General features: G+C 69.5%; 22 protein-coding genes and 1 riboswitch. Of the genes, 7 read left to right on the top strand and 15 right to left on the bottom strand.

Translation table 11 applies throughout. The features are described from left to right. Nucleotides 1–9 precede the first annotated feature (9 nt). From QX204_RS07485 to QX204_RS07420, 14 genes are all read right to left on the bottom strand, one after another. Nucleotides 10–687, bottom strand: coding sequence for a cell division protein FtsQ/DivIB (locus tag QX204_RS07485; RefSeq protein ID WP_301905831.1), 678 nt, complete (start codon nt 685–687; stop codon nt 10–12). An 8-nt stretch (nt 688–695) separates the two neighbouring features. Next, nucleotides 696–2,210: a UDP-N-acetylmuramate--L-alanine ligase gene (gene murC / locus QX204_RS07480; RefSeq protein ID WP_301905830.1), complete on the bottom strand. Its 1,515-nt coding sequence runs from the start codon at nt 2,208–2,210 to the stop codon at nt 696–698. Then, nucleotides 2,207–3,322 (bottom strand): undecaprenyldiphospho-muramoylpentapeptide beta-N-acetylglucosaminyltransferase, encoded by a 1,116-nt coding sequence (murG, locus tag QX204_RS07475; protein ID WP_301905829.1) that lies wholly within the window; start codon nt 3,320–3,322, stop codon nt 2,207–2,209. Before murG ends, murC begins: the two co-directional genes overlap by 4 nt. 51 nt (nt 3,323–3,373) lie before the next feature. Next, a complete protein-coding gene (ftsW, locus tag QX204_RS07470) occupies nt 3,374–4,747 on the bottom strand; it encodes a putative lipid II flippase FtsW (RefSeq protein ID WP_301907944.1) in 1,374 nt (457 codons plus the stop codon). 156 nt (nt 4,748–4,903) lie between these two features. After that, a complete protein-coding gene (gene murD, locus QX204_RS07465; RefSeq protein WP_301907943.1) occupies nt 4,904–6,340 on the bottom strand; it encodes a UDP-N-acetylmuramoyl-L-alanine--D-glutamate ligase in 1,437 nt (478 codons plus the stop codon). A 50-nt stretch (nt 6,341–6,390) separates the two neighbouring features. Next, nucleotides 6,391–7,467 carry a phospho-N-acetylmuramoyl-pentapeptide-transferase gene (gene mraY, locus QX204_RS07460; RefSeq protein ID WP_301905828.1) on the bottom strand — a complete coding sequence of 359 codons (1,077 nt, stop codon included), beginning with the start codon at nt 7,465–7,467 and terminating at the stop codon, nt 6,391–6,393. Next, nucleotides 7,464–8,951 (bottom strand): UDP-N-acetylmuramoyl-tripeptide--D-alanyl-D-alanine ligase, encoded by a 1,488-nt coding sequence (murF, locus tag QX204_RS07455; protein WP_301905827.1) that lies wholly within the window; start codon nt 8,949–8,951, stop codon nt 7,464–7,466. The genes mraY and murF overlap by 4 nt, the downstream gene beginning before the upstream one ends. Further along, nucleotides 8,948–10,492, bottom strand: a complete 1,545-nt coding sequence (locus tag QX204_RS07450; RefSeq protein ID WP_301905826.1) for a UDP-N-acetylmuramoyl-L-alanyl-D-glutamate--2,6-diaminopimelate ligase — start codon at nt 10,490–10,492, stop codon at nt 8,948–8,950. Before QX204_RS07450 ends, murF begins: the two co-directional genes overlap by 4 nt. A gap of 227 nt (nt 10,493–10,719) precedes the next feature. Next, on the bottom strand, nt 10,720–12,597 hold the full coding sequence (locus QX204_RS07445) for a peptidoglycan D,D-transpeptidase FtsI family protein (RefSeq protein WP_301905825.1): 1,878 nt from the start codon (nt 12,595–12,597) through the stop codon (nt 10,720–10,722). Further along, nucleotides 12,594–13,613, bottom strand: a complete 1,020-nt coding sequence (locus QX204_RS07440) for a cell division protein FtsL (protein ID WP_301905824.1) — start codon at nt 13,611–13,613, stop codon at nt 12,594–12,596. Before QX204_RS07440 ends, QX204_RS07445 begins: the two co-directional genes overlap by 4 nt. After that, nucleotides 13,610–14,608 carry a 16S rRNA (cytosine(1402)-N(4))-methyltransferase RsmH gene (gene rsmH, locus QX204_RS07435; RefSeq protein ID WP_301905823.1) on the bottom strand — a complete coding sequence of 333 codons (999 nt, stop codon included), beginning with the start codon at nt 14,606–14,608 and terminating at the stop codon, nt 13,610–13,612. Before rsmH ends, QX204_RS07440 begins: the two co-directional genes overlap by 4 nt. A 196-nt stretch (nt 14,609–14,804) precedes the next feature. After that, the gene (gene mraZ, locus QX204_RS07430; protein ID WP_056816815.1) at nt 14,805–15,236 is read right to left on the bottom strand and encodes a division/cell wall cluster transcriptional repressor MraZ; all 432 of its coding nucleotides are present in this window, start codon (nt 15,234–15,236) and stop codon (nt 14,805–14,807) included. 401 nt (nt 15,237–15,637) lie between these two features. Beyond that, nucleotides 15,638–16,066: an SCO2097 family morphological protein gene (locus QX204_RS07425; protein WP_056816472.1), complete on the bottom strand. Its 429-nt coding sequence runs from the start codon at nt 16,064–16,066 to the stop codon at nt 15,638–15,640. Nucleotides 16,067–16,191: 125 nt separating this feature from the next. Then, entirely contained in the window at nt 16,192–16,641 is a 450-nt protein-coding gene (locus QX204_RS07420; protein WP_301905822.1) for an SAV_6107 family HEPN domain-containing protein, read from the bottom strand. A 117-nt stretch (nt 16,642–16,758) separates the two neighbouring features. On the opposite strand from QX204_RS07420, the gene QX204_RS07415 reads away from it, so the two are divergent. The 5 genes from QX204_RS07415 to QX204_RS07395 all read left to right on the top strand — a co-directional run bounded on the left by QX204_RS07415 (nt 16,759) and on the right by QX204_RS07395 (nt 21,878). Further along, nucleotides 16,759–17,385, top strand: a complete 627-nt coding sequence (locus QX204_RS07415; RefSeq protein ID WP_056816480.1) for a GNAT family N-acetyltransferase — start codon at nt 16,759–16,761, stop codon at nt 17,383–17,385. Then, nucleotides 17,382–18,947 (top strand): phytoene desaturase family protein, encoded by a 1,566-nt coding sequence (locus tag QX204_RS07410; RefSeq protein WP_301905821.1) that lies wholly within the window; start codon nt 17,382–17,384, stop codon nt 18,945–18,947. Before QX204_RS07415 ends, QX204_RS07410 begins: the two co-directional genes overlap by 4 nt. Continuing rightward, nucleotides 18,944–19,864: a carotenoid biosynthesis protein gene (locus tag QX204_RS07405; RefSeq protein ID WP_301905820.1), complete on the top strand. Its 921-nt coding sequence runs from the start codon at nt 18,944–18,946 to the stop codon at nt 19,862–19,864. Before QX204_RS07410 ends, QX204_RS07405 begins: the two co-directional genes overlap by 4 nt. Before the next feature lie 84 nt (nt 19,865–19,948). After that, nucleotides 19,949–20,704: an LppM family (lipo)protein gene (locus QX204_RS07400; RefSeq protein WP_301907942.1), complete on the top strand. Its 756-nt coding sequence runs from the start codon at nt 19,949–19,951 to the stop codon at nt 20,702–20,704. Nucleotide 20,705: 1 nt separating this feature from the next. Further along, nucleotides 20,706–21,878, top strand: coding sequence for a glycosyltransferase family 2 protein (locus tag QX204_RS07395; protein ID WP_301905819.1), 1,173 nt, complete (start codon nt 20,706–20,708; stop codon nt 21,876–21,878). Between the two features lie 22 nt (nt 21,879–21,900). On the opposite strand, the gene QX204_RS07390 is transcribed toward QX204_RS07395, so the two are convergent. Further along, nucleotides 21,901–22,614 (bottom strand): hypothetical protein, encoded by a 714-nt coding sequence (locus tag QX204_RS07390; protein ID WP_301907941.1) that lies wholly within the window; start codon nt 22,612–22,614, stop codon nt 21,901–21,903. Between the two features lie 370 nt (nt 22,615–22,984). Then, a riboswitch (SAM riboswitch) is annotated at nt 22,985–23,078 on the top strand. A 158-nt stretch (nt 23,079–23,236) separates the two neighbouring features. On the opposite strand from QX204_RS07390, the gene QX204_RS07385 reads away from it, so the two are divergent. Together QX204_RS07385 and QX204_RS07380 are read left to right on the top strand one after the other, a co-directional pair. Next, nucleotides 23,237–24,244 (top strand): amino acid ABC transporter permease, encoded by a 1,008-nt coding sequence (locus QX204_RS07385; RefSeq protein WP_301905818.1) that lies wholly within the window; start codon nt 23,237–23,239, stop codon nt 24,242–24,244. Further along, nucleotides 24,241–25,002, top strand: coding sequence for an amino acid ABC transporter ATP-binding protein (locus QX204_RS07380; RefSeq protein ID WP_301905817.1), 762 nt, complete (start codon nt 24,241–24,243; stop codon nt 25,000–25,002). Before QX204_RS07385 ends, QX204_RS07380 begins: the two co-directional genes overlap by 4 nt. The last annotated feature ends 29 nt before the right edge of the window (nt 25,003–25,031 follow it).

Below are 25,031 nucleotides of genomic sequence, written 5' to 3'. Positions count from 1 at the left end.
GAATGTCGCTCACTTTACCGTGACCAGATTCGGACTCGAAACGTCGAACACGGTCCCCTCACGGGTCAGTAGCGGTAACACGACGGCAGCTTTGCGCTCACCGTCGCCCGTGCCGCCCCACACTACCTTCCTGCCATCGCGAAGGCTCAGCGAGACGTCCGAAATCGACCGTGCGACAACCTCGCCCACCTGCACCGACAAGGCGGGCGGCAGGGTGACCAGCACATCCACCGCCGCCCTGGCCGCCGCGGGCCCGGTGAACGAGCCCTCGGTGAGCAGTTTCGGCACCCCGATGGGCAGTTCGGGCTCGATCGCGAATTCGACGCTCTCGGCGTCGATCAGGTGGGCGCCGTCCGGGGCTTCGAAAAACACCACCGGAGTTCGCTCCACGACGGTGACCAGCACTGTCGAGGGGAATTTACGCTGCACTCTGACCGAGCGCACCTTCGGGATCGCGGCCACGCGCTGGGCGATCGCGGTGGTATCGATGCGCAACATCGAACGGCCGTCCGGAATTTCGAGTCGACCTCGCACATCGGCGTCCGGAACCGCCGACAGGCCGTCGATGCGCACGGTGCGCACCGACAGAGCCGGGGTGAACCAGGCCAGGGCCACCAGCAGGGTCACCACGACCACGCCGACCGCCGTCCAGAGACGGTAGCCGTGCCACCCGCGCGCGGCGGGCATCGGCAATCTCACCGGCCGCCGGCCTGCGGCCTGGCCCGCAGGCCGTCGAGGATCTGGCTGCCGAGCATCGTGACATCGCCCGCGCCCATGGTGATCACGACGTCACCGTCGCCCGCGAGCCCCGCGACCTGCTTGCCGACCTTGGACATATCCGGCTGGTAGTGCACGGGTTCGGTGACCGACTGGGCGACCAGCGCGCCGTTGACGCCGGGCAGCGGGTCTTCCCGGGCGCCGTAGACGTCGAGCACGACCACCTCGTCGGCCAGGCTCAACGCGGCGCCGAACTCCGCGGCGAAAGTGGCGGTGCGGCTGTAGAGATGCGGCTGGAACACCACGATCACCCGGCCGCGCTGCAGGCGGGCGCCGTCGCGCGCTTCCTGGGCGACCAGTTGGGCGGCGGCCTCGAGCACCGCGCGGACCTCGGTCGGGTGGTGGGCGTAATCGTCGAAGACGCGCACCCCGTTTTCCCGGCCGGTGAACTGGAACCGGCGATGCACGCCGCCGAATCCCTCCAGGCCCTGCACGATCTCGTCGATATCGGCGCCGGTGGCGCGGGCGGCCAGCAGCGCCGCCAGCGCGTTGAGCGCCATGTGCCTGCCGGGCACCGACAGTCGCAGCGACCGCGGCACGGTTTCGCCGTCGAGCTGGAACTCGACGATGCCGCCCACGTCTCGCGGTTGCCAGTCGAGCAGGCGGGCGCCGACGGGCACCGGAGCGTCGGCCAGATCGCCGGATCCGTAACCGAGAACCTCGATCCCGCGTTCGGCCATGCGCGGCGCGACCCGCTGGGCCAACGCGAGCGAGCCGGGATCGTCGAGGCACACCACCAGCAGGCCGCCGGGTGCGAGCCGGTCGGCGAAGTCGTCGAAGACCTGGATGTAGGCCTCGTCGGTGCCGAAGTAGTCGAGGTGATCGGATTCGATATTGGTGACCACGGCGACGTCCGGGTCGTATTGCAGCAGTGAGCCGTCGGACTCGTCGGCCTCGGCGACGAAGATGTCACCGCTGCCGTGGTGGGCGTTGGTGCCCGCCTCGTTGAGCTCGCCGCCGACCGCGAACGACGGATCGGCGCCGCAGTGCTGCAACGTGACGATCAGCATCGAGGTGGTCGAGGTCTTGCCGTGGGTGCCCGAGACCAGCAGGGTCCGGTGCCCGCGCATCAGCGCGGCGAGCACGGTCGGGCGCATCAGCACGGGGATGTCGCGCCGATTCGCCTCGACCAGTTCGGGGTTGGTCTTCGGGATGGCGGCGTAGGTGGTGACGACGACCGTCGGGCCGCCGGGCAGCAGATCGAGCGCGTCGGCGGCGTGGCCGATGCGGACCTCGGCGCCGCGAGCCCGCAGCGACAACACACCGCGGCTCTCGCGGGCATCGGAACCGGAGACCAGCCCGCCGCGCGAGAGCAGGATGCGCGCGATACCGGACATGCCCGCGCCGCCGATGCCGACCATGTGCACGCGTTGGAGTTCGGGGGGCAGGGCCGCGCCGGTGGAATCCCCGATCTCCTGTTCCGGCTTGCTCATCGGGCGACCTCGGTGACGATCCTGGCCACCGTGTCGGCGGCATCGCGATGGCCTGCGCCTGCGGCGGCGCGGCTCATCTGCGCGAGTCGAGCGTGGTCGAGCAGCAGCGGAATCACCTCATCGATCACGTATTTCGGGGTCAGCTCGGCGTCGGCCACAATTGTGCCACCGCCCTGCGCGACCACTGGTCGGGCGTTGAATTCCTGTTCGCCGTTGCCGTGCGGCAGCGGCACGTAGAAGGCGGGAAGTCCGACCGCCGACACCTCGGCCACGGTCATCGCGCCGGATCGGCACACCACCGCGTCGGCGGCGGCGTAGGCCAAGTCCATCCGCGACAGGTAGGGCACCGCCACATACGGCGCGGGCGCGTCGGCGGTGCTCACCTCCACGCTGTTCTTCGGCCCGTGCGCGTGCAGCACCGAGACGCCGGCGGCCGCGAGTTGCGGTGCGGCCGCGGAGACGGCCTCGTTGAGGCTGCGCGCGCCCTGTGAACCACCGAACACCAGCAGCACCGGTCCCTCGGCGGGCAGTCCGAAGTGCGCGCGAGCCTGCGCTCGCAAGGCGGGACGGTCGAGTTCGGTGATGGAGGCGCGCACCGGAATACCGACGACCTGAGCACCCGCCAGGCCCGAATCCGGGACGGCGGCGAGCACTTTCGCGGCGAGTTTCGCGCCGACCTTGTTGGCGATACCGGCCTTCGCGTTGGCCTCGTGCACGATCACCGGCACCTTGCGCTTGCGGCCGAACAGCCCACCGCGCGCGGCGAGATAGGCGGGCAGTGCCACGTAACCGCCGAACCCGATGATCACGTCGGCCCCCACATCGTCGATCACCGCCCTGGTCGCCTTCACCGAGGCGAGCACCCGGCCGGGTAGCCGCAGCAGATCGGCGGAGGGCTTGCGCGGCAACGGCACCGGCGGGATCAGTTCCAGCGGATACCCGCGTTCGGGCACCAGTTTCGTCTCGAGTCCCCGCTCGGTACCCAAGGCGGTCACCCGGATCGAGTCGTCGAGCCTGCGCAACGCGTCGGCGACAGCCAGCGCGGGTTCGATGTGGCCTGCGGTTCCCCCGCCTGCGACGATCACCGACAACCCGGATCGCGGGTTACTCACCTGGATCTACCTCGTTCTCTCTATCTCGAATCGATCTCGCGAAGGCGTGCGTCATGCGCCGCCACCTCCGCCGGTCCGCCGTTTCACCGGGCGGTGTGGCATCGGGTAGGTCGGCTCCCATGCTCGTGTCGACCGTAGCGAACTCGTGCCGCGGCTCTCCGGCGCGCGTCGCCTGCGGTCGGCGGGCGGCTGGCGGCGAGGGGCCTGACGTGGGCGTTCGGTTCTGGGGCGCGGCGCGACTTTTCGCGGCGCCGGCGGGCTGTACACCTCGGGCACCGGCAGTCGCAGCAGCCTGCTGAGTCGCCCGTCCTGGCCCGCCTTCAACGCCGAGACCGCTTCCGGCTCGTGCCGCGCGGCGCTGGCGATGATGCCGAACATGAACAACGTGATCGCCAGCGACGAACCACCGGCCGAGACCAGCGGCAACTGCAGACCGGTCACCGGCAGCAGCCCCACGACATAGCCGATGTTGATCAGCGCCTGCGCGGTGATCCAGGTGGTGGCGGTGGCGGTGAGCAGCCGAAGGAACGGGTCGACCGAGCGCAGCGCGATGCGGATGCCCGCGTAGACGAACAACGCCAGCAGCGCCAACACCAGCATGCAGCCGAGGAAGCCGAGTTCCTCGCCGATGATCGCGAAGATGAAGTCGTTGTGCGAGTTGGGCAGGTAGCTCCACTTCGCGCGGCTCTGTCCGAGGCCGCGGCCCCAGATACCGCCGTCGGCGAGGGAGTACTTGGCCTGACGCGCTTGATAGTTGGCGCCCTGCGGATCGTCACCGGGGTTGAAGAACGCGCGCACCCGGTCGGAGCGGTAACCGGCCGACAGCGCCAGCACCGACGCGGCCACCAGGCCGGTCACCATGATCCCGACGAACAGCCGCACCGGCAGCCCACCGAACCACAGCAGCGCCATCAGCACGATGCCGAGCGCGATGGTGGTCGACAGGTTCGGTTCGAGCACCACCAGCAGGCACACCAGCAGGCCGGCGGGCACCAGCGGCACGAGGATGTCCTTGAGCGCCGCACCGCGTCGCGAGGCGAGCAGGTGCGCGCCCCACACCACCAGGGTCACCTTGACCACTTCCGACGGCTGGATCGACAGCGGGCCGATGTCGAACCAGCGCCGCGCGCCACCGTGCATCGCGCCGATGCCGGGGATGAGCACCAGCACCAGCGCGAGCACCGAGATGCTGAAGACCGGAAACGACCACTGCCGCAACAGCCGCAGTGGCAGCCGCAACGCCACGTAGAAGGCGATCGCGCCCAGCCCGGCGAACATGGCCTGCTGGATGAACAGCGAGTAGGCCGAACCGCCACCGGCGTAGGCCTCGACGCTCGACGCCGACAGCACCATCACCAGACCGAGCACGGTGAGCAGGGTCGCGATGGTGACGATCAGATGGAACGACGCGAGCGGCCGGGCCAACCAGGCTCCGAAGCGCTCCCCCGCCCAATTCGGCTGTCCCGAACCGCGTCGGGTAGCACCCGCGCTCTTGCCGACCCGACTGCTGTCGACGCTGCCCCGGCTCTTACCCACGCTGCCCCCTCTCGGGCGGTGACGGGTCGGCCGGACGCGCCTTCGTCACAGCGCCCGCCCGATGTCACCGTCTTCCAGTGCCGTCACCGCATCCACGAAGCACCGTCCGCGATGGGTGTAGTCGTCATACATATCCAGGGAAGCGGCCGCGGGCGCGAGCAGGACGGTGTCTCCGGCGCGGGCCAGGCCCGCCGCGGCGCGCACCGCGCGGCCCATGACCGCCTCGGCTCGCTGGGATCTCGACGACTCCATGTCTGCATCGTCTCCCGCATCCAGCTCGATGACCGGGACTTCGGGTGCGTGTCGCGCCATCGCGGCGGCGATCACCGGCGCGTCGGCCCCGAACAACACCGCGCCGACCAGTCGATCACCGATCTCCTCGATCAGGTCGTCGACGCTCGCGCCCTTGAGCAGACCGCCCGCCACCCACACCACCTGCGGGTGCGCCATGATCGCGGCGCGTGCGGCGTGCGGGTTGGTGGCCTTGGAGTCGTCGATGAACTCGACACCACCCAGTTCGCGGACGAACGCGGTGCGGTGCGGGCCCACCTTGTGCTCGGCGAGACCTTCCTTGACGAACTGCGGCGCCACATCGATGGCCCTGGTCAGCGCGGACGCGGCCAGCGCGTCGGCGATGCCCGCGGGTCCCGGCGGGCTGATGTCGCTGGTCTCGGCGAGGATCGCGGCCTTGGTGAAGGCGCGGTCGAGGAGCTTGCCGTCGACCACGCCCAGCTCGCCGTCGGCGGGGACGCCGATGCGGAAGCCGACCGTGCGGCGGGCCTTGGCCTTACGCGCCAGGGCGCCCGCGACCGGATCGTCGAGGCCGACGACGCCGACGCGACCGGTCAGCGCGCGCGCTTTCGCGGCGGCGTAGGCATCGAGACCGCCATGCCAATCCAGGTGATCCTCGGCGACATTGAGCACGACGCCCGCCTCGGGTCGCACCGACGGCGCCCAGTGCAGCTGGAACGAGGACAGCTCGACGGCCAGGACTTGCGGACCGGGGTTGCGGCGCAGTGCGTCCAGGATCGGCAGGCCGATATTGCCGCAGGCCACGCTGGAGATGCCCGCGGCGCGCAGGATCGAGTGCGTCATCTGGGTGGTGGTGGTCTTGCCGTTGGTGCCGGTGATCACCAGCCACTTGCGGACCGGGCCGTAGATGCGGGCCTGATCGACCCACCAGGCGAATTCGACGTCACCCCAGACGGGTACGCCGTCGGTGACCGCCGAGACCAGCACCGGCGAATCCGGTCGCCAGCCCGGGCTGGTGATCACCAGCGCGAACCGGCTCAGGTCGGCGCCTTCGAGTTCGACGCTGGTGGCGATCTCGAGGCCGAGCTCGGCGGCTTCGGCCAATGCCTTGGCGCCGTTGTCGGTGACCACGGGGTGGGCGCCGATATCGCGCAGCGGTTCGATCAGCGAGCGTCCGGAGACGCCCCAACCGGCGACGAGAACGTCACGACCACGCAGGAATTCGAGCATCGGGCCCGGAGAACGCAGGGCGCGGGGCGAGTGTTCGACCATGTCTCTACTCACCCGACCTGTGACAGATATTCGCTGTAGAACAGGCCGAGGCCCACTGCGGCGGAGATGCCCGCCAAAATCCAGAACCGGATGATCACCGTGGTTTCGGCCCACTTACTCAACTCGAAGTGATGATGGAACGGCGCCATCTTGAACAACCGATTGCGCGTGGTGCGGAACACCGCCACCTGCAGCATCACCGACGCCGCCTCGGCGACGAACAGCGCGCCGATCACGGCCATCAGCAGCTCGGTGCGGGTGGTGATCGACAGACCGGCGATCAGACCACCCAGCGCCAGCGAACCGGTGTCGCCCATGAAGATGCGCGCGGGCGCGGCGTTCCACCAGAGGAAGCCGATGCACGCGGCGGCCGCGGCGGCACAGACCAGGGCCAGATCGAGCGGGTCGCGCACGTCGTAGCAGCCGGGGCCGGGATTGGTGGAGCAGGAATTGCGGTACTGCCAGAAGGTGATGATCACGTACGCGCCGAGCAGCAGGCTCATCGAACCGGCCGCGAGACCGTCGAGACCATCGGTGAGGTTCACCGCGTTGGACCAGGCCACGACCAGGAACAGCACCCAGACGACGAAGATGAGCGCGCCCATCGACACCGTGCTCCAGTCGCGTACATACGACAGGTGCTTGCTGGCGGGGGCGAGCCCGTCGGCGCTGCGGAACTGCAGGGCCAGTACCGCGAAGATGACCGCGGCGGCGGTCTGCCCGATGTACTTGCCCGCGGCCGAGAGTCCGAGGTTGCGCTGCTTGCGCAGCTTGATGAAGTCGTCGAGGAATCCGACGACGCCGAGCGCGGTGGTGAGCCCGAGCACGAGCAGACCCGACGCCGTCGGACCTTCCGCGTCGTAGCCGATACCGATCAGGTGCGAGCCGAGATAGCCCGCCCACATACCGATCAGAATCGCGACGCCACCCATGGTGGGGGTACCGCGCTTGGCCTGGTGGCTGGCCGGGCCGTCGACCCGGATCTCCTGACCGAAGCCCTGCCTGGCGAACACCCGAACCAGCAACGGCGTCAACAGGATCGACACCGCCAGTGCGATCCCCGCCGCGAACAAGATCTGCCTCATCGAGCCGTTTTACCTTCCGCTGCCCCGGTCAGGTGCTCGGCGACGGCCCACAGGCCCACCGCCTTCGACGCCTTGACCAGTACCACATCGCCTGCGGCGATCTCGTCGTCGAGCAGCGCGATCGCCGCGTCGATATCGGGAACGAGGATCGATTCCTCGCCCCATGAGCCTTCCATCACCGCTCCCTGGTGCATGCCGTGGGAGGGTCGTCCGGTGCCGATCACGATCAATCGGTCGACATCCAGGCGCACGGCCAGGCGTCCGATCGCGTCGTGTTCGATCACCGAGGTGTCACCGAGCTCGCCCATCTCGCCCAGCACGGCCCAGCTGCGCCGGTTGGCCGGTTTGGCGAGGGTGACCAGCGCTTTGAGCGCCGCGCGCACGGAGTCGGGGTTGGCGTTGTAGGAGTCGTTGATGACGGTGACACCCGCGGGGGTGGTCGTCACGTCCATCCGGCGGACCGAGGCCGCGGTGGCGCCGGACAGCGCCTCGGCCACGGTCGCCAGATCGGCGCCGCATTCGAGGGCGACCGCCGCGGCTGCCAGGGCGTTGCCGACCTGGTGTTCGCCGTGCACCGCGAGCTGGATCGGGATCGATTCGCCCGCCACGTGCAAGGTGAAACGGGCGCGGGCCTGGTCATCGGTGATCACGTCGGTGGCGCGGATGTCGGCGTCGCCGGACAGGCCGACCTTCACCACTCGCGCCTTGGTCCGCGATGCCATGGCCACGACGTTGGGGTCGTCGGCGTTGAGCACCGCGAGGCCTTCGGCGGGCAGTGCTTCGACGAGCTCGCCCTTGGCCTGGGCGATCGCCTCGCGGCTGCCGAATTCCCCGAGATGGGCGGTGCCGACATTGAGCACCACGCCGATCCGGGGCGGTGCGATGCGGGCCAGTTCCGCGATGTGTCCGCGACCGCGCGCGGACAGTTCCAGCGCGAGGAACTTGGTGTCGGGACCCGCGCGCAGGGCGGTCCACGGGTGGCCGAGTTCGTTGTTGAACGAGCCGGGCGGCGCGACCACCGCGCCCAGCGGCGCCAGCACCGCCGCGAGCAGGTCTTTGGTCGAGGTCTTGCCGGAGGACCCGGTGACGCCGACGACGGTGAGCCCGGTCCGTTCGGCCAGCCGCTCGGTGCTCACGCGGGCCAGTTCGGCCAGCGCCGCCAGCACGGCGGCACCGGAACCGTCACCGTCGGCGCTGAGCGCGACCGAACTCGCGGGCACCGAGCCCAGATCGGGCGCCACGACGATCGCGGGCACGCCGACCGGGCGGGCGGCCAGTACCGCGACCGCCCCGGCGGCCACAGCCGCGGCGGCGTAGTCGTGTCCGTCGGAGTTGGCTCCGGGTAGGGCGAGGAACAGATCGCCGGAACCGATTCGGCGCGAATCGAATTCGACCGAACCGGTCACCAGTGCCTGGGGGTCGGGTACGTCGTGCAGCTCGCCGCCGACGACGTCCGCGATCTCCCGCAGTGTCATCTCGATCATGAAACCGTCAAGTCCTCCGAGTCCGTGTGCGGACTGTGTCGTCTCCGTAGGGCATCCAGCGCCGCCGCGACCACCTCGCGGTCGTCGAAGGGATGCTTGACGCCCTTGATCTCCTGCCCCGCCTCGTGGCCTTTGCCCGCGACGAGTACCACGTCGCCCGAACGCGCCCAGTCGACTGCGGCGGCGATGGCCGCCGCGCGGTCACCGATCTCGCGGATCTCGCCGCGATCGGTGTCCGGGAGTTCGTGCGCACCGGCCACCACGGCGGACCTGATGGCCGCCGGGTCCTCGGTGCGTGGGTTGTCGTCGGTGACGATCAACAGGTCGGCGCGGGCCGCCGCGGCGCCCATGAGCGGGCGTTTGGCCACGTCACGGTCGCCACCGGCGCCGAGCACGACGGCCAGCCTGCCGACTCCGGCTTCGGTGAGGTGGCCGCGCAGGGTCGTGACGACCGATTCGATGGCGGCGGGCTTGTGCGCGTAGTCGACGACGGCGAGGAAGTCCTGGCCGTGCTCGACGCGCTGCATCCGGCCCGGCACATCGACAGCGGCGAGCGCCGGGGCCGCCACGGCGGGATCGACGCCGGCCGCGGCGCAGGTGGCGACGGCCAGCAACGCGTTGGCGACGTTGTAACGACCGGGCAGGCGCAGGCGCACCGTCAGTTCGCCGTCGGGTCCGACGGCGGTGAATTCCTGTTCGCCGCCGGTGGTCTTGACCTCGCCGCTGACCTGCCAGGTGGCCGCGCCGGTGGTCGACACGGTGACCGGCTCGACCAGGTCACCGGCCAGGCGGGTGCCCCATTCGTCGTCGACGCAGATCACCGTGGTGCGCGCGGCGACCGGCGAATCCGCGTCGAACAGGCGACGTTTCGCCGCGAAGTAGTCCTCGAAGTCCTTGTGGAAGTCCAGATGATCCTGGGACAGATTGGTGAACGCGCCGACCGCGAAGCGCACACCGTCGACCCGGCCCAGTGCGAGCGCGTGGCTCGACACCTCCATCACGACCGCGTCGACGCCCTGCTCGACCATCGCGGCGAACATCGCGTGCAACTGCGGCGCCTCGGGCGTGGTGAGCGCGCTCGGCACCCGCTGCCCGCCGATGCGGGTCTCGATGGTGCCGATCAGCCCGGTGGACAGTCCGGCCGCGGCCAGACCGGCCTCCACCAGATACGAGGTGGTGGTCTTGCCGGAGGTGCCGGTGATGCCGACGATGCGCAGCCGATCGCTGGGATGGCCGTAGACCTCGGCGGAGAGTTCACCGAGTACCGCGCGTGGCTGCTCGCGCACCAACACGGGTACCGCGACGTCACCGATCAGCTCGGCGCCCGCGGCATCGGTGAACACCGCCACCGCGCCGTTGGCGATCGCGTCGGCGGCGAATCGGGCGCCGTGCGCGTTCGCGCCGGGTAACGCCGCGAACAGGTCACCGGCGCGCACCGCGTTGGATCGTTGCTCGATGCCGGTGACGCTCACCTCGGCGGACGCCGGAGTCGCCGTCGTGGCGCCGGTGAGGTCCGCCACGGCCTGCAGCGACGTCGACATTGGAGTGGTTGGCCGGAGCGCGTGCGGGCTGGACTGCGCGGGCACAAGGCTCCTCTCTGAGAGTGATCGAGCGCGTAGGCGAGACGAGCAGTCAGGTTACCGACGCGCGGTGTCGGTCGGACAACGCGGGTTGAGTTAATTGTTGTTCTCGGCCCGCCCGCCACCGGACTGAGTGGGAGGCAGGCAAGAGGCGGGCAACCAGGGGCCGAGAACTGCGGCACCAGCCGTTATGTCACCGCCTCCAGCACCAGTCGCTTGGGCTCCGGGGACGGCGGCACGCGGTCGCGCTGCAACGCCCAGGAGGCGATGCTGTGGAACAGCGGGGCGGCGGACCCGCCGCCGGTGCCGTCGGAGCTGCGCACGGGCGCGTCGAGCATCATGCCGATCACGTAGCGGGGATTGTCGGCGGGCGCCATCCCGGCGAACGTGCTGTAGAACGACGAGGTCGAATAGCACCGGCACGCGGGGTCGACCTTCTGTGCCGTGCCGGTCTTGCCCGCCACCTGGTATCCCTCGATCGAGGCGGGGACGCCGGTACCCATCTGGACGCCCATCGGGTCCTTCTGCACGGTCGCCTGGAACAGCTCGCGCAGGGTGTGCGCGGTCTGCGGGCTCACCACGCGCACGCCGTCGGGCTGCAGTTCCTCGGTGCGGGTGCCGTCCGGGGCGACCTTGGCCTTGACGATGCGCGGCGGAATCCGCAAGCCGTCGTTGGCGATGGCCTGGTACATGGCGGTCATCTGCAGGGTCGTCATCGAAAGACCCTGACCGATGGGCAGATTCGCGAAGGAGCCGCCGGACCACTGGTCGCGGGCGGGCACCTGGCCGCCGCTCTCGCCGGGCAGACCGACGCCGGTGCGCTGCCCGAGCCCGAACCGGCTGACCATATCGGCGAACCGGTCCTCACCCACCCGCTGGGCGAGCATGAGAGTGCCGACGTTGGAGGACTTTCCGAAGATGCCGGTCGTCGTATAGGGCGCGACGTCGTGTTGCCACGCGTCGTTCACGGTGACGCCCGACATGCGGATCGAGCCCGGCACCTGCAGCACCTCGTCGGGAGTGGTCACGCCGTATTCGATGGCGGCCGCCGCGGTGACGATCTTGTTGACCGAGCCGGGTTCGAACGGTTCGGCGACCGAGGGGTTGCCCATCTTGCCCGAGGCCCAATGATTCGGGCCGAGTGCGGGATTGAAGGTGCCGTCGTTGGCCATCGCGAGCACCTGGCCGGTCTTGGCGTCGAGCACCACCGCCGAGGCCGAGGACGCGCCCGACACCTGTTTGGCCTGTTGCACCTGCTGCTGCACGTAGTACTGCAGGTCCGCGTCGAGGGTCAACTCCACGCCGTAGCCGTTCACGGCGGGCTGCAGGTCGCGGTAGCTACCGGGGATCACCGCGCCGTCGGAGCCCTGGTCGTAGGTGCGTGAGCCGTCGGTACCCGACAGCACCGAGTCCAGCGCCGATTCCAGGCCCATCTGACCGTGCCGGTCGCCGCCGATCGCGCCGACGACATTCGACGCCAGCGAACCACCGGGATACTCGCGCAGGTCCTGGCGTTCGGCACCGACCTCCGGGAATTTGGCGGTGATCTCGGAAGCTACCCGCGGATCGACATTCTTGGCCAGGTAGTGGAACTTCTTGTCGCTGCGCAGTTTGTCGAGCAGTTCCTGCTCGGTGGGTGCGCCGAGCTTCTCGTGGATGAACTTCGCGATGTCCTTCAGCCGCTGCTCGGGATCCGGTGCGCTCGGCTTGAGCTTCTTCGCTTCGGCCAGTTGCTCGCGCACCGTCACCGGCTGGAAGGTCAGGGCTTTCACGGTGAGCGTGAAGGCGAGCTGATTGCCGTGCCGGTCGGTGATGGGACCGCGCACGGCCGCCTCGGTGGCCTTGATGGTGCGCTGTGAGGCCGCCTGCGCCGACAGCGCGGGGGCGGCGAGACTCTGGATGTAGAGCAACTGCAACGCCACCACCGCGAGAGTGGCCAGCAGGGTGACCCGGCCGACGCCGAGGCGAAGGCGGATCGGCCGGTCCGGCGAGAGCGAGCCCGAACGACGGGCCCTCGACGAGACCGGCCCGCGTCGCTGCTGCGACGCGGGCCCGCTCTGCTTCATCGAGGACCATCCTGCGATTCGACGACCTGCGGCTGTTCGCTCGGCGGTCCGGCCGCGGGGGCTCGTTGTCCGGGGGCAGGCGCGGCGACACCCGGCACGGGTAACGGCGCGTCGACCGGGGCCGACGGGTCGGCCACGACACCCGGTGCGGGCGGTGGCGTGTCGGCCGAGACCAGCGGTTCACCCTGACCCGCGACGTCGATCCGATCGGGCACGGTCGTCGAGGCGAGCGGAGCAGGGGCACCGCCCTCCACCGGCGCGGGAACCTCACCGTCCGCCGGAGCGGGGACGGCCGCGTCGACCGGAGCCGGCGCGATCGGGGCCGGGGCGGCCGCCGGCTGCGGCGCGTTCACGGCGGGGGGCGTCGGCGCGGCCGGTGACGCGAGCACGTTCGACGGAACACTGGTGGGCACAGCGCCGCGGGGCGCGCTCGCGGTAGCCGCACCGGGCTGCACGGGCACCACGCGCTCACCCTGCGCCTGGGCGTGGCCCGGCGCCGGACTCGGCGTGGTGGTCGGCGGACCGTTCAGCGGCGGCACCGGCGCACCCTGTGCGGGCGTCGGGTTGCCGATCACGGTGACCTCGCCGTCGGGGCCGAGTATCAGCCGGGCCGGATCCTTCGCGGGGATCATGCCGAGTTCACGTGCGCGAGCAGCCAATTCGGGAGCCGAGTCGGCGGCGGCGACCTCGCGCTGCAGCGCGGCCCGCTCGTCGTCGAGCTTGCGGTTGACCGCCCTGGCGTCACCGAGCTGGTAGCTGTCCTCGGCGGCGCGGGTGGTGAGCAACAGGGTCAGGGCGAGGCCGCAGCCGAGCAGTCCGATGATCGCGGTGACGAACGGGATCCGCCCCGCCATCGTCGAGGACCGTTCGGGCAGTTCGATGCCGTCGAGCAGCTGTTCCCTGGTGCGCTTGCGGGCATAGGCCCGCTGTGCCGCACCGGACTTCACTCGTTCGGCCGCCTCCACGCGCCGGGCAGCCTTGCTCGGCACCGCGACTGTGCTCGTCCGCACGCTCATCGTGTCCCCTCCTGTGTCCTCCCTGACCTCTCCGCGATTCGTTCAGCCGCGCGCATCCGCACCGGCGCGGATCGCGGATTGACCTCGATCTCGGACTCGGTCGCTTTTTCCGCTCCACGGGTCAGCATCCGGAATTCCGGGCCCATGCCGGGCAGTTCGACCGGCAGGTCCATCGGCGACCGGGAGATGATCCGTGGCGCGAGTTCGTGTTTGACCAGTCGGTCTTCGAGCGACTGGTACGACATGACGCAGATCCGTCCGCCCACACGCAGTGAATCCAGCGCCGCGGGCAATGCCTCCCGCAGCGAGTCGAGCTCACCGTTGACCTCCACACGCAGCGCTTGGAACGAGCGCTTGGCCGGATGTCCGCCGGTGCGGCGCGCCGCGGCCGGAATGGTCGCGTAGAGCACCTCGACGAGTTCGGCGCTGGTGGTGAACGGCTTGACCGTCCGCCTGCGCAGCACCTCCGACGCGATCTTGCCCGCGAACCGTTCGTCGCCATAGGTTTTCAGGACCCGGGCCAGATCGCCGTGGCTGTAGGTGTTGAGCACGTCGGCCGCGGTGATTCCGGTGGTCGGGTCCATCCGCATGTCCAGCGGCGCGTCGACGGAGTAGGCGAAGCCGCGCTCGGCCTCGTCGAGCTGCATCGACGACACTCCCAGATCCATGAGAACGGCTGAGACGGAACCGGTTTCGTCCAGTCCCGCTTCGGCCAGCGCCGCCGGGATGCCGTCGTAGCGGGTGTGCACCAGCGTGATCCGGTCGGCATAGGGCGCCAGGCGCTCGCCCGCCATGCGCAACGCGGTGGTGTCGCGATCGAGACCGACCAGACGCGCTTGCGGGTAGGTGCGCAGGAAATGCTCGGCGTGCCCGCCCAATCCGAGGGTCGCGTCGATGTAGACCGCGCCCGGCTCACTCAGCGCGGGGCCGAGCAGATCGTCGGCGCGCTCGAGCAGAACTGGCACATGACGGGGGTTCTCGGCGTCATGGTTCACCTCGACCTCCCGGGATACTGCCTCGCGTCGCAGACAGGTCGCCTTGCCACACAGTGCTTTTCGAATGAGTGCTTGTCGAACGAGTGGGTGATGCGAATGCTTCGAGGTCTCTGACCGGGGCAAGGCACCTGGCGTCGGGGAAGTACGTCAGGGTCCACGCCCGGGCAGAGGCCTCGCAGCACTCGCGTGCTCCGGGTCAGAAGATTCCGCCCAGCGACTCGTCTCCGGCTTGCGCGTAGTCCTCCTCGTGTTCTTCGAGGTAGGTCTCCCACGCCTGCTTATCCCATATCTCGAGGAAGTCGACCGAACCGATCACCACGCAATCCCGCGAGAGGTTCGCATAGCGCCGATGATCCGGCGACAGCGTGATCCGGCCCTGTGCGTCCGGACGTTGCTCGTCGGTGCCTGCCGCCAGCGCTCGAACGAAAGCCCTTGCCTGCGGGTTGCTTCGGGACGCCGACGCGGCTCGCCGCGCGAGCGCGGTGAACTCGTCTTTGGGATACACGGCCAGGCTGTGGTCTTGGCCTTTCGTGACCATCAACCCTCCCGCCAGATCGTCTCGAAATTTCGCAGGCAACGTCAGCCGCCCTTTGTCGTCCAATCGGGGGGTGTAGGTACCGAGGAACATCTCGGCCACCTCCCTACTGGATTCACCTCGCCGTACGGCCTCTCCTGTAGTGCGCGACCCACATTACCCCACTTTCCCCCACTTTCAATCGAAACCCTGAGTGATCCTGCTCCCCGCCAACACAATTCCGCAGGTCATCCCAGCTATCACTGAGATTCGCGGTTATCCGGTGTTCGGGCAACCCGCGCGGGTCGGCAACCTGCGGTTCCGACAACGTTCAGCAAACATCGCAGGTGCGACGTGGGCCGGATGCCCGGGTGGGGGAAGTGTGGGGAGCGGTGGGGAAGGTGGGGGGACGGCCCTGCCCGTGCGCCACCAGCGCGGGGGCCCACAAACGCACGAAGGCGGCGCCACACCCGGTGGTGGGTGTGGCGCCGCCTTCGTGGTCGGCTAGGTCTGAGCTATTCCTGCTCGAACCGTCGTCGGAATCGGTCTTCCATGCGCTCGGAGAAGCCGCCGGACTTGCGTTGGCGACCGCCTCGGGCAGCGGGGCCCGTCGCCGGGCCGCTGCCCGCCGCGGGAGACTCGGTCGCGTCCGGTCGGGCGGCGCGACGCGAGGTGCCGATCATCAGCAGGACACCAGCGCCGAACATGGCGATGAATCCGACGAGACTGATGATCGGGAAACCGCCCGGTTTGAACGGGGCGGCGATGCCGGCGACGAGCAGAAAAAGGCCGACGGCGAACAACGCCGCAGCTTGGAGTCTGCGTCGACTCGACGTGGAGCGAAGACGTCCGCCGCGAACGGACGAGGCGAACTTCGGATCCTCAGCATAGAGAGCGCTCTCGATCTGTTCGAGCATGCGCTGCTCGTGCTCGGAGAGTGGCACGGTACCTCCCCCGGCACTAGGCGTGGCTGGTCGCCTCCGGGTAGGCGACGGGTAGCCGACCTTGGCGGCTATCTGCTCCCCATGATACGAGTTCGATCGGCGGCGTACCACCTACTCGGTCATAACTAAGCGGTCATGTCGCGGCCACGACTCGGCTGCGGGAGGCTCTTAGCCGCGGTTACCAGCGCATCGTCGACGTCGTAGAGGAATGCGCCCACCCGTGAGCAGAACTCGTCGGCTTGTGTGTCGGTGATCGCGCGGTCCAATCCGGCCTCCAACGCGGCCCGTAATTGCGAGTGCGCCTCGAAGTAGTCGGCCCACATCACGAATTCCGGGCTGGCGCGTCTCAGTAACACCCAGGCGCTGCGGGAGCGCGCTCGCGGCGCGCGGTCGGCGCCGGTGAGCGCGATCATCGCGCCCGCGCCACGCAGCGCGGCCAGGTACGCGGTGCGGAACCGCTCTCCCGGTTCGTGCTCCCATGCCGAATCGGTGAGCAGAGCATCGGCCTGACGTAGTAGCCCGCCGGCTCGCCCATCGTGGCCCGCGTGCGCTCGACCATCGTTGTGACCAGCCATCTGCTGCCCCTTTCGCCCCTCGCACTGATCGAACTAACATTCGAACGTTTGAATTGAGATTGAATATAGGGACACCCACCGACAACTTTCCGCGTCCGCGCGCCATCGACGAGAGCCATGACAGCCGTCAAGCCGAATCACACCCCCGCACCCGTCGTCGTCGACCTCAGCGTCGCCGCCCTGCGTGCACGCCTGCACGACGCCCTGTCGGTCTATGTCGCCGCCATGGATTACCCCCGCGGCACCGAACACCATCGCGCCCCGATGTGGACCGAACACACCACAAGGGCGGGCTGGCGGGCGGTGGCCGCGGTGCTGCCCGACGATTCGGGCGGCGTCGACCTGCGCACCGCGCCGATCCTGGCCATCGCCTACGGCTACAGCGGCGCACCGCGGCAGTGGTGGCACCAGCAGGTACAGACCGGAATGCGGCGCTGCGGATGGCCCGACGCCGCCGCCCGCGACCTGCTCGCCGACTATTTCGAACTCACCGAACTGCACGTGCACCCGGCCGCGCAGGGGCGCGGCATCGGGGCGCGGCTGCTCGAGCGACTGCTGGCCGACCGTGCCGAGGCGGCCGTGCTGCTGTCGACGCCGGAAGTCCCGGAGGAGGCGAACCGCGCCTGGAAGCTGTACCGACGGGCCGGATTCACCGATGTGATCCGCAATTTCGTGTTCGCGGGCGATACCCGTCCGTTCGCCATCCTCGGGCGCAGGCTGCCGATGCCGCCCACGCACCCGTGACGACAGTAGTGGTCGGTTCGGGCCACAACGCACTGGTCGCGGCGTGTTATCTGGCGCGAGCCGGGCAGCGGGTACAGGTGCTGGAGCGCGACGAGGTGCCCGGTGGCGCGGTGTCGACGGTGGAGCGGTTCCCGGGGCATCTGGTGGATCGCGGATCTTCGGCGCACATCATGATCCGGCACACCGGGATCATCGAGGAGCTCGAGCTCGAGCGGTTCGGGTTGCGCTATCTCGACTGTGATCCATGGGGGTTCACACCGTCGGACGGTGTGCGCGCGCCGATCGTGTTCCACCGTGATCTCGACGAGACATGCGCGTCGATCGCGGCGGCCTGCGGTGTCGAGGACGCTGACGCGTATCGGCGTTTCGTCGGCGTGTGGGGCGAGCGCAGCGCACGGGTGATGCGCTCGTTCGGTGGGCCGCCGACGCCGGGCAGGCTGCTTCGCTCGTTCTGGGGGCTGGACGCGCGGGCCGGTGGATCGGCGTTGTCGCGGGAGTTCTTGCAGACCGGTGACGCGCTGCTGGACTTCTGGTTCGACGACGAACGGCTCAAGGCTTCGCTCGCGTGGTTCGGCGCGCAGTCGGGTCCGCCGATGTCGGAACCGGGGACTGCGTCGATGGCCGGGTTCGCCGCGCTCATGCATACCTTGCCGCCCGGTCGCGCGGTGGGCGGCAGTGGGGCGCTCAGCGCGGCGTTGATCGCGCGTCTTCGTGCCGACGGTGGCGAGCTGCACACCGGTGACGCCGTCACCTCGCTGCGCCGATCCGGCAGCGGCTGGCAGGTCTCGACCGAGTCGGGCCGGACCCTGCACGCCGACACGGTGATCGCGGGCTCCCACATCCTGTCGACCCTCGACCTGTTGCGCGCGGGCGATTTCGACGCCGCTGTCCTCGACGATTGGCAGCGCCGCATCCGGGTGGGCCCCGGCATCGGCATGGTGGTGCGCCTGGCCACCGATCGGCTACCCGGATACCCCGGGTCCTCCCCCGCCGAATCCGCCCGTGGTCTGCAGTTCCTCGTCTCGGACCGCCGACAGCTTCGCCTGGCCCACGGCGCCGCGCTGGCCGGCTCGCTGCCGCCACGTCCGGTGGTGTTGGCGATGAGTTTCAGCGCGCTCGACCCGTCCATCGCGCCCGCGGGCGAACATCAGCTGTCGCTGTGGTCGCAATGGCATCCCTATGCGCTCGCCGATGGCGGCGACTGGGCAGCACACGCCGAGCACGAGGCCGATCGGATCGTCGCCGAGGTCGAACGGTACGCCCCGGGTTTCACCTCGTCGGTGCGTCGACGATTCACGCAGACGCCGGTCGATCTCGAGCGGGAGATGGGTCTGCGCGGCGGCAATGTCATGCACGTGGAGATGTCGCTCGATCAGATGATGATGTGGCGCCCGCTGCCGGAGTTGTCGGGTCAGCGCGTCCCCGGCGCTCCCGGCCTGTACCTGACCGGTGCGTCCACCCACCCCGGCGGCGGAGTGTCCGGAGCCAGCGGGCGCAGTGCGGCCCGCTTGGTTCTGGGTGATCGCCGTAAGCGCCGCTTCACCCTGCCGTCCAAGCGATGAAAGCGTCCTCGTCGTACCGCCTGAGTCCGTTCGGGTGCACACCGCCGCGAACTCGCTGGGTTCGGGTCGATTCCCGCCGTGCGATTCCCGCTGTCTTCGCGCTGGCACTGGTGCTCGTGCAGATCACCTATCCCTTGAGCGCGGGTGTGGCACGCGATCGGATCACCGTTGCCGTGGTGGCTCTGTCGGCCGCGACGGCCTTGTCGCACGCGGCGACGACCCGCGGATTGCGGTGGGCCTGCGGATTCTTCGTCATCGTGTCCGGGCTCGGGCTCATCGCGGAGATCGTCGGCACCGCGACCGGATTCCCCTTCGGCAGCTATGCCTATGCCGTCGAGCGGCTCGGACCCGCGTTCGCCGATGTTCCGCTGGCGGTGCCGTTGGCGTGGACCGGTGGGCTGTATCCGATCTGGATCGTCGCGAGCATGCTGGTGTCCGACGGGCCCCAGGTCGGGTCGAACGTACGGCGCGTGGGACTGGTCGCCCTCGGTGCGGTCGGCTGGGATCTGTTCCTCGATCCGCAGATGGTCACCGACGGCCAGTGGGCGTGGGCGGTCACCGACGCCGGTCTCCCCGGTCTGCCCCAGATCCCGTACACGAACTACCTGGGCTGGGCGCTCGTCGCCGCGATCATGGCGGTGCTGCTCACCGTGCTCGACCAGCGCCTAGCACCCGCGCGCGACCCCTCGGTGGCGGTCCCGGTCGCGGTGTTCGGGTGGACCTGGCTCGGCTCGACCCTCGCGCACGCGGTATTCCTCGGTCTCCCGGCTTCGGCTATCTGGGGTTTCGCCGGTCTCGGCTTGCTCGGATTCCCGTTGTTCCGGCGTGCGCGGCCATGGGCAACGCGCGTTCTGGATAGCCGACCCCGCCGAGACACACCCCGATTCGGGACGAAAACGCCTGATCGGCACGGGTGAGCGGTGCACGGTGGGCCCGTCGTGTGGGCTCTGGGGCCTGAGCCTGGCACGATGTCAACCGTGCAGCCGAGTCCCGTCGCCGAGATGCCCGCTCCTTCGCCGCGTCGTTCCGTGCCCGCGCGGCGCGTCGCGGCCGTTGCCGTCCTGCTGGCATTGCTCGTGCCCGCGCTGGCCGGGTGCCTGCGGGTGCAGGTGTCGATGGGGGTGTCGTCGAACGACCGTGTGTCGGGGCGGATCGTCGCCGCGGTGGTGCCGACCGGGCCCGAGGACAAGGGACCCCAGCTGAAGGCGCCGGAGTCGTTGGCGGCGAAGGTGCGGGTGGAGAACTACAACCAGGACGGGTACGTCGGCACCCAGGTGTTCTTCGACGACCTGTCCTTCGGCGAGGTCGGCCAGCTCGGCGGGCTCTCGGATCAGACGCAGGGCATGTTCACCCTCGACTTCCAGCGCAATGGCGATCTGGTGAGTCTCACCGGTCGGGTCGATCTGGAATCGGTCCCCCCGCACGGCTCGGATGTGCAGTTCTCCGTGGCGTTCCCGGCCCGCGTCGCCAAGACCAACGGCACCCGCGAGACCACCGACAGCGAGAACACCGTGTCGTGGAAGCTGCCCGCGGGCGAGGTGTCGACCATGCGCGCCGAGGTGAAGTACGCCGACCCCAACACCCGTTCGTTCGCGGGCTGGGCGGGCATCGTCGGCGGCATCACCCTCGCGGTGGCCGCGCTGATCGCGGGACTGGCGTTCCGTGATCGCAACCCCGGCCCGCCGAACGCGCCGCGCGGCGGCTTCTCCCCCTCCGAGATGTGGCGCGAGATCGCCAGTCGCAGACTGGGCCGTTGACGTGGGCGCGGCGGCCCGCTACCTGACCTGGGTCGGCACGGGTCTGGCCGCGCTCGGCGCGACCACCGCCGCCTACAACCTGGTCACCCTGCGCACCCTGCCACGCGGGGTGGCGGGGGTGATCGAACCGGTCACGGTGTGCGTCCCCGCCCGTGACGAAGCCGCCCGCCTGCCCGCGCTGATCGCCGACCTCCGCGCCCAAACCGGCGTCCCCCGGATGAATGTGCTGATCCTCGACGACGCGTCCACCGACGACACCTATGAAGCCGCACTGGCCGCGATCGCCGCGGACGAGCGCTTCACCGTCCTGCGCTCGGCCGCCCACCCCGCCCCCGGCTGGACCGGCAAAGCCGCCGCCTGCGCGCGCCTCGCCGCCCGCACCGACGCGGCCGCCCTGGTCTTCGTCGACGCCGACGTCCGCCTCGCACCGCACGCCGTCGCCGCGGCGGTGACCGAATTACGCAGGCGCTGTGCGGGTTTGGTGTCGGCCTGGCCGATCCAGGAAGCAGGTTCGACCACCGAGCGCTTGGTCCAGCCGTTGCTCGCGTGGTCGTGGGCGTCGACCCTGCCGGTCGGCCCGGCCAATCACAGTCTGCGACCGTCCACCGCCGTCGCGTGCGGGCAGTTCCTCGCCGTCGACGCCGAGGCCTACCGCGCGGGTGGTGGTCACGCGGCCGTAGCGGCCAGCGCCACCGAGGATCTCGACCTCGCCCGTGCCGTGCGTCGCGCAGGCCACCGCACCGCCCTGGTGACCGCGGGCCCGGCCGCCAGAACCCGAATGTATACCGGCCCCACCGAGCTCACCGACGGCTACACCCGCTGGCTGTGGTCGGCCTACGGCGGCCGTCTCGACACCGGCGCGGCCATCGCGATCCTTGCCGCCCTTGCCTATTGGATCCCCCCGCTGGCAGCGGTCTTCGGCCGCGGCCGCACCCGCCGGGCAGGTCTGCTCGGCTACCTGGCCGCCGTCACGAGCCGAATCACCGCCCGCACCATCGAGACCCGTCGAGCGCCTACGGGTCCCGACCTGGCTTCGGCCGTTGCCCACCCGCTCTCGGTGGCCCACTACCTCAGCCTGTGGATCCGCTCGCACCATCGTCACCGCACCGGACGCTTGCGCTGGAAACAGCGCCCCCTGGTCACTCCCGACAACCCGGTCGCCCAACGCGCCTGAGCCCCACCGTCGGACGGTGCGCTCACTCCACTTCGGTGATCCCGATGGTCGGAAAGAAGAAACAGGACCGGCCCGCGTTGTCGGTGGTGCCGAAGACGGCGGCCAGCACAGTGCCCCGACCGGTATCGACAGGCACAGCACGAACACCGCCGACCGGGATCGCGGCGAAGAGGAAGTCACGAATGGCGGTCTCGGCGAGCGGACGCAACTCGACGGGAACCTCGGGCGGCACCATCGCACGCACGATGTCGGCGATCGGACCCATCGAGGCCATCCCGCCCCGCCCGGTGCTGATATTGAGCCAGGCCACCTGCATGCCGGAGGTCTTCGTGGCGGAGGTGTCGGGCGCGAGCCCGTAGGGCAGGAAGGTGAACAGCGTCTGACCGGATTTCACGGCCGAGAGATCGAGCCCGGGGAGCGGGAGGGAATTCGTCGGCCAGGGGCCGGGTACCGCGCCCGCGACCGCCGGGACGAGGCCCGCACCGTCACCGGTGCAGTTCGCGGCGACCGTGGGGTAGAGGAACGGCTGGATCCCCATGGCTTTCAGCGTCTCGACGACGGTTTGGTAGGCAGCGAGCAGATCACCCGGCCCCGCCGCGGGCGTGGCGTTCGGTGCGTCCCTGGTGACAACAGGCGTCACCGGCGCGGCCGGTTCGCCGGCGGCCGAGGGCACGGCCAGCAGCAGCGCGGCGGCGCATGCCATCAGCGAGGTCAGTGTGGTGGAACGACGCGGCATGATCACGACGTACTCCTCATCGACGCAGAGGAGCCCGACGCTACCGCGTGCGAGGAGTGAATCAGGGCAGGTGAAGTAACCCGCCGTTCGGCGCGTCGCAATCTCGCAGCGACCGCAGCTCGATGTCCGCCCGCAACTCGCCGCCCGATCCGGCGACCACCGCGCAGCACTCCCGTGTCACCCGCGTGGACGACCGATCGTCTCGCCCCCCGATCACGACCGTCCGCGGGTCACTGACCACGCCGAACCGGGGCAATTATGACTGCGTCCACGGCCGCCTCCAAGCTCTGCGCTCACGATGATTTCTACCGTTGTGCGCAGTCGTGCATATGCCACATGCTGATTCAGCTCGGGCCACGAACCCGGGGCGCAACCATCCAGAGCGACCGAGAGACCTGGCTCGATGACGTCGCAGCAACCCGCCCGTTTCGGGGTGTGGGTGCTTCTGCCGGGATCGATGGAGGAGATTTTCGTGCTGACCGTGGGCTACCGCCGCCGACATATCGACCAGTGCCGGGTGACAGCGACGGCGTGTCGGGTCTGAGCGCCGCCAGATCGCGAACCCGTCGCTGGCCGGGTGGAGGTCACCGTGCCTCGTTCCACTGTTTTTCGAAGGACTCCCATGACCGCGTCTGCCGTATCCGGCGCCGAGACCGCGCCCTTACCGCCCGGCGACGCTCCCCCCACTGAGCCGGAATCCGCCGACAAGGCGCCCGAGGATCTCCCCCGGATCGCCGGATCGTGGCACCCGTGGCGTTGGGCCGTCGGGGCGGTCGCGCTCGTGGTGGTAGCCCAGTTCGCGCACGGTCTGATCACCAATCCGGGCTGGGACTGGGGCACTTTCGCCCAGTACTTCACCGCGAAGTCGGTGATGGCCGCGCTGAAGGTGACCATCGAGCTGACCCTGTGGGGCACCGTTCTCGGTTTCGTGCTCGGCACGCTGCTGGCGATCGGGCGGGTGTCGAACAATCCCGTCCTGCGGGTGATCGCGTGGACCTACATCTGGGCGTTCCGTTCGATCCCGCTGATCGTGCAGCTGCTGTTCTGGTTCAACATCGCGTACCTGTATCCCCGCCTGTCCGTGGGTATTCCGTTCGGACCGGCCTTCTTCGATTTCGAAGTCAACGGCGTGATCAGTGGTTTCACCGCGGCGGTGATCGGTCTGGCCCTGCATCAGGCGGCGTACTCGGCCGAACTGATCCGTGCGGGTCTGCTCGCCGTGGACGACGGTCAGCTCGAAGCCGCCGCCGCGCTGGGCATTCCGCGCTGGCGGCAATTCCGCACGATCGTGTTGCCGCAGGCGATGCGCTCGATTCTGCCGAACGCGGCCAACGAGGTGATCAGCCTGTTCAAGGGCACCTCGATCGTGTCGGTGATGGCGATCGCCGAGCTGTTCTACCAGGTGCAGGTGATCTTCGGCCGCAACGGCCGAGTGGTGCCGCTGCTCATGGTGGCGACCGTCTGGTACATCGTGCTCACCACCGCGCTGTCGATCGTCCAGTACTACATCGAACGCCACTACGCCAAGGGCGCGCACCGCGAGCTGCCGCCGACACCGTGGCAGCGGGTCCGCGCCAAGGTCGCCGAGATCGCCGCCGGTGCGGCCGCACCCCGAGGAGCAACCCGATGACCGCAGCGGTGCTGGCGCGCGGAATCCGCAAGTCCTACAACGGCACCGAGGTGCTGCGTGGCGTGGATCTGGCGGTGGGCACCGGCGAGGTGGTCGCCGTGATCGGGCCGTCCGGCTCCGGCAAGTCCACGCTGCTGCGGGTGCTCAACCATCTGGAAGCGCAGGACGCGGGCACGGTGCACGTCGACGGTGAGCTGATCGGTTACCGGCAACGGGGCAACATCCTGCGTTCGCTGCCCGACCACGCGGTGCGCGCCCAGCGCAGCCACATCGGCTTCGTGTTCCAGCAGTTCAACCTGTTCCCGCATCTCACCGTGCTCGACAATGTGGTGCTCGCCCCGATCTCGGCGCAGCGCCGCCCGCGCGCCGAGGTGGTCGCCGAGGCGAAACAGCTCCTGGATCGGGTGGGCCTGGCCGATTTCGTCGACGCCTACCCCCGGCGGCTCTCCGGCGGACAGCAGCAGCGCGTGGCCATCGCGCGGGCGCTCGCCTTGAAGCCACGGCTGATCCTGTTCGACGAGCCCACCTCCGCACTCGACCCGGAACTGGTGGGCGAGGTCCTCGCGGTGATCCGCGATCTCGCGCACAGCGGCACCGCCCTGGTGATCGTCACCCACGAAATCGGATTCGCCCGTGAGGTCGCCGACACCGTGGTGTTCCTCGACGAAGGACAGATCGTCGAACAGGGCCCGGCGGCCACCGTTCTCGACCAACCGACACATCCACGCACGCAGGCATTCCTGTCGCGCGTGCGCTGATCATCCCTTCCACGAACAGGTTCGACACT

The sequence above is a fragment of the Nocardia sp. PE-7 genome (assembly GCF_030486425.1).
GTDB classification, from domain to species: Bacteria; Actinomycetota; Actinomycetes; order Mycobacteriales; family Mycobacteriaceae; genus Nocardia; species Nocardia salmonicida_A.
This window is presented reverse-complemented; position numbering and strand designations above follow the sequence as displayed.

Coding starts and splice junctions, on each gene's coding strand:
- mraY (WP_301905828.1), bottom strand. CDS start 7,467: ATGAGGCAGATCTTGTTCGCGGCGGGGATCGCACTGGCGGTGTCGATC.
- QX204_RS07440 (WP_301905824.1), bottom strand. CDS start 13,613: ATGAGCGTGCGGACGAGCACAGTCGCGGTGCCGAGCAAGGCTGCCCGG.
- murF (WP_301905827.1), bottom strand. CDS start 8,951: ATGATCGAGATGACACTGCGGGAGATCGCGGACGTCGTCGGCGGCGAG.
- QX204_RS07380 (WP_301905817.1), top strand. CDS start 24,241: ATGACCGCAGCGGTGCTGGCGCGCGGAATCCGCAAGTCCTACAACGGC.
- QX204_RS07385 (WP_301905818.1), top strand. CDS start 23,237: ATGACCGCGTCTGCCGTATCCGGCGCCGAGACCGCGCCCTTACCGCCC.
- QX204_RS07400 (WP_301907942.1), top strand. CDS start 19,949: ATGCCCGCTCCTTCGCCGCGTCGTTCCGTGCCCGCGCGGCGCGTCGCG.
- murD (WP_301907943.1), bottom strand. CDS start 6,340: ATGCTCGAATTCCTGCGTGGTCGTGACGTTCTCGTCGCCGGTTGGGGC.
- QX204_RS07405 (WP_301905820.1), top strand. CDS start 18,944: ATGAAAGCGTCCTCGTCGTACCGCCTGAGTCCGTTCGGGTGCACACCG.
- QX204_RS07415 (WP_056816480.1), top strand. CDS start 16,759: ATGACAGCCGTCAAGCCGAATCACACCCCCGCACCCGTCGTCGTCGAC.
- QX204_RS07390 (WP_301907941.1), bottom strand. CDS start 22,614: ATGCCGCGTCGTTCCACCACACTGACCTCGCTGATGGCATGCGCCGCC.
- mraZ (WP_056816815.1), bottom strand. CDS start 15,236: ATGTTCCTCGGTACCTACACCCCCCGATTGGACGACAAAGGGCGGCTG.
- QX204_RS07420 (WP_301905822.1), bottom strand. CDS start 16,641: ATGGCTGGTCACAACGATGGTCGAGCGCACGCGGGCCACGATGGGCGA.
- QX204_RS07450 (WP_301905826.1), bottom strand. CDS start 10,492: ATGTCGACGTCGCTGCAGGCCGTGGCGGACCTCACCGGCGCCACGACG.
- QX204_RS07445 (WP_301905825.1), bottom strand. CDS start 12,597: ATGAAGCAGAGCGGGCCCGCGTCGCAGCAGCGACGCGGGCCGGTCTCG.
- murC (WP_301905830.1), bottom strand. CDS start 2,210: ATGAGCAAGCCGGAACAGGAGATCGGGGATTCCACCGGCGCGGCCCTG.
- QX204_RS07485 (WP_301905831.1), bottom strand. CDS start 687: ATGCCCGCCGCGCGCGGGTGGCACGGCTACCGTCTCTGGACGGCGGTC.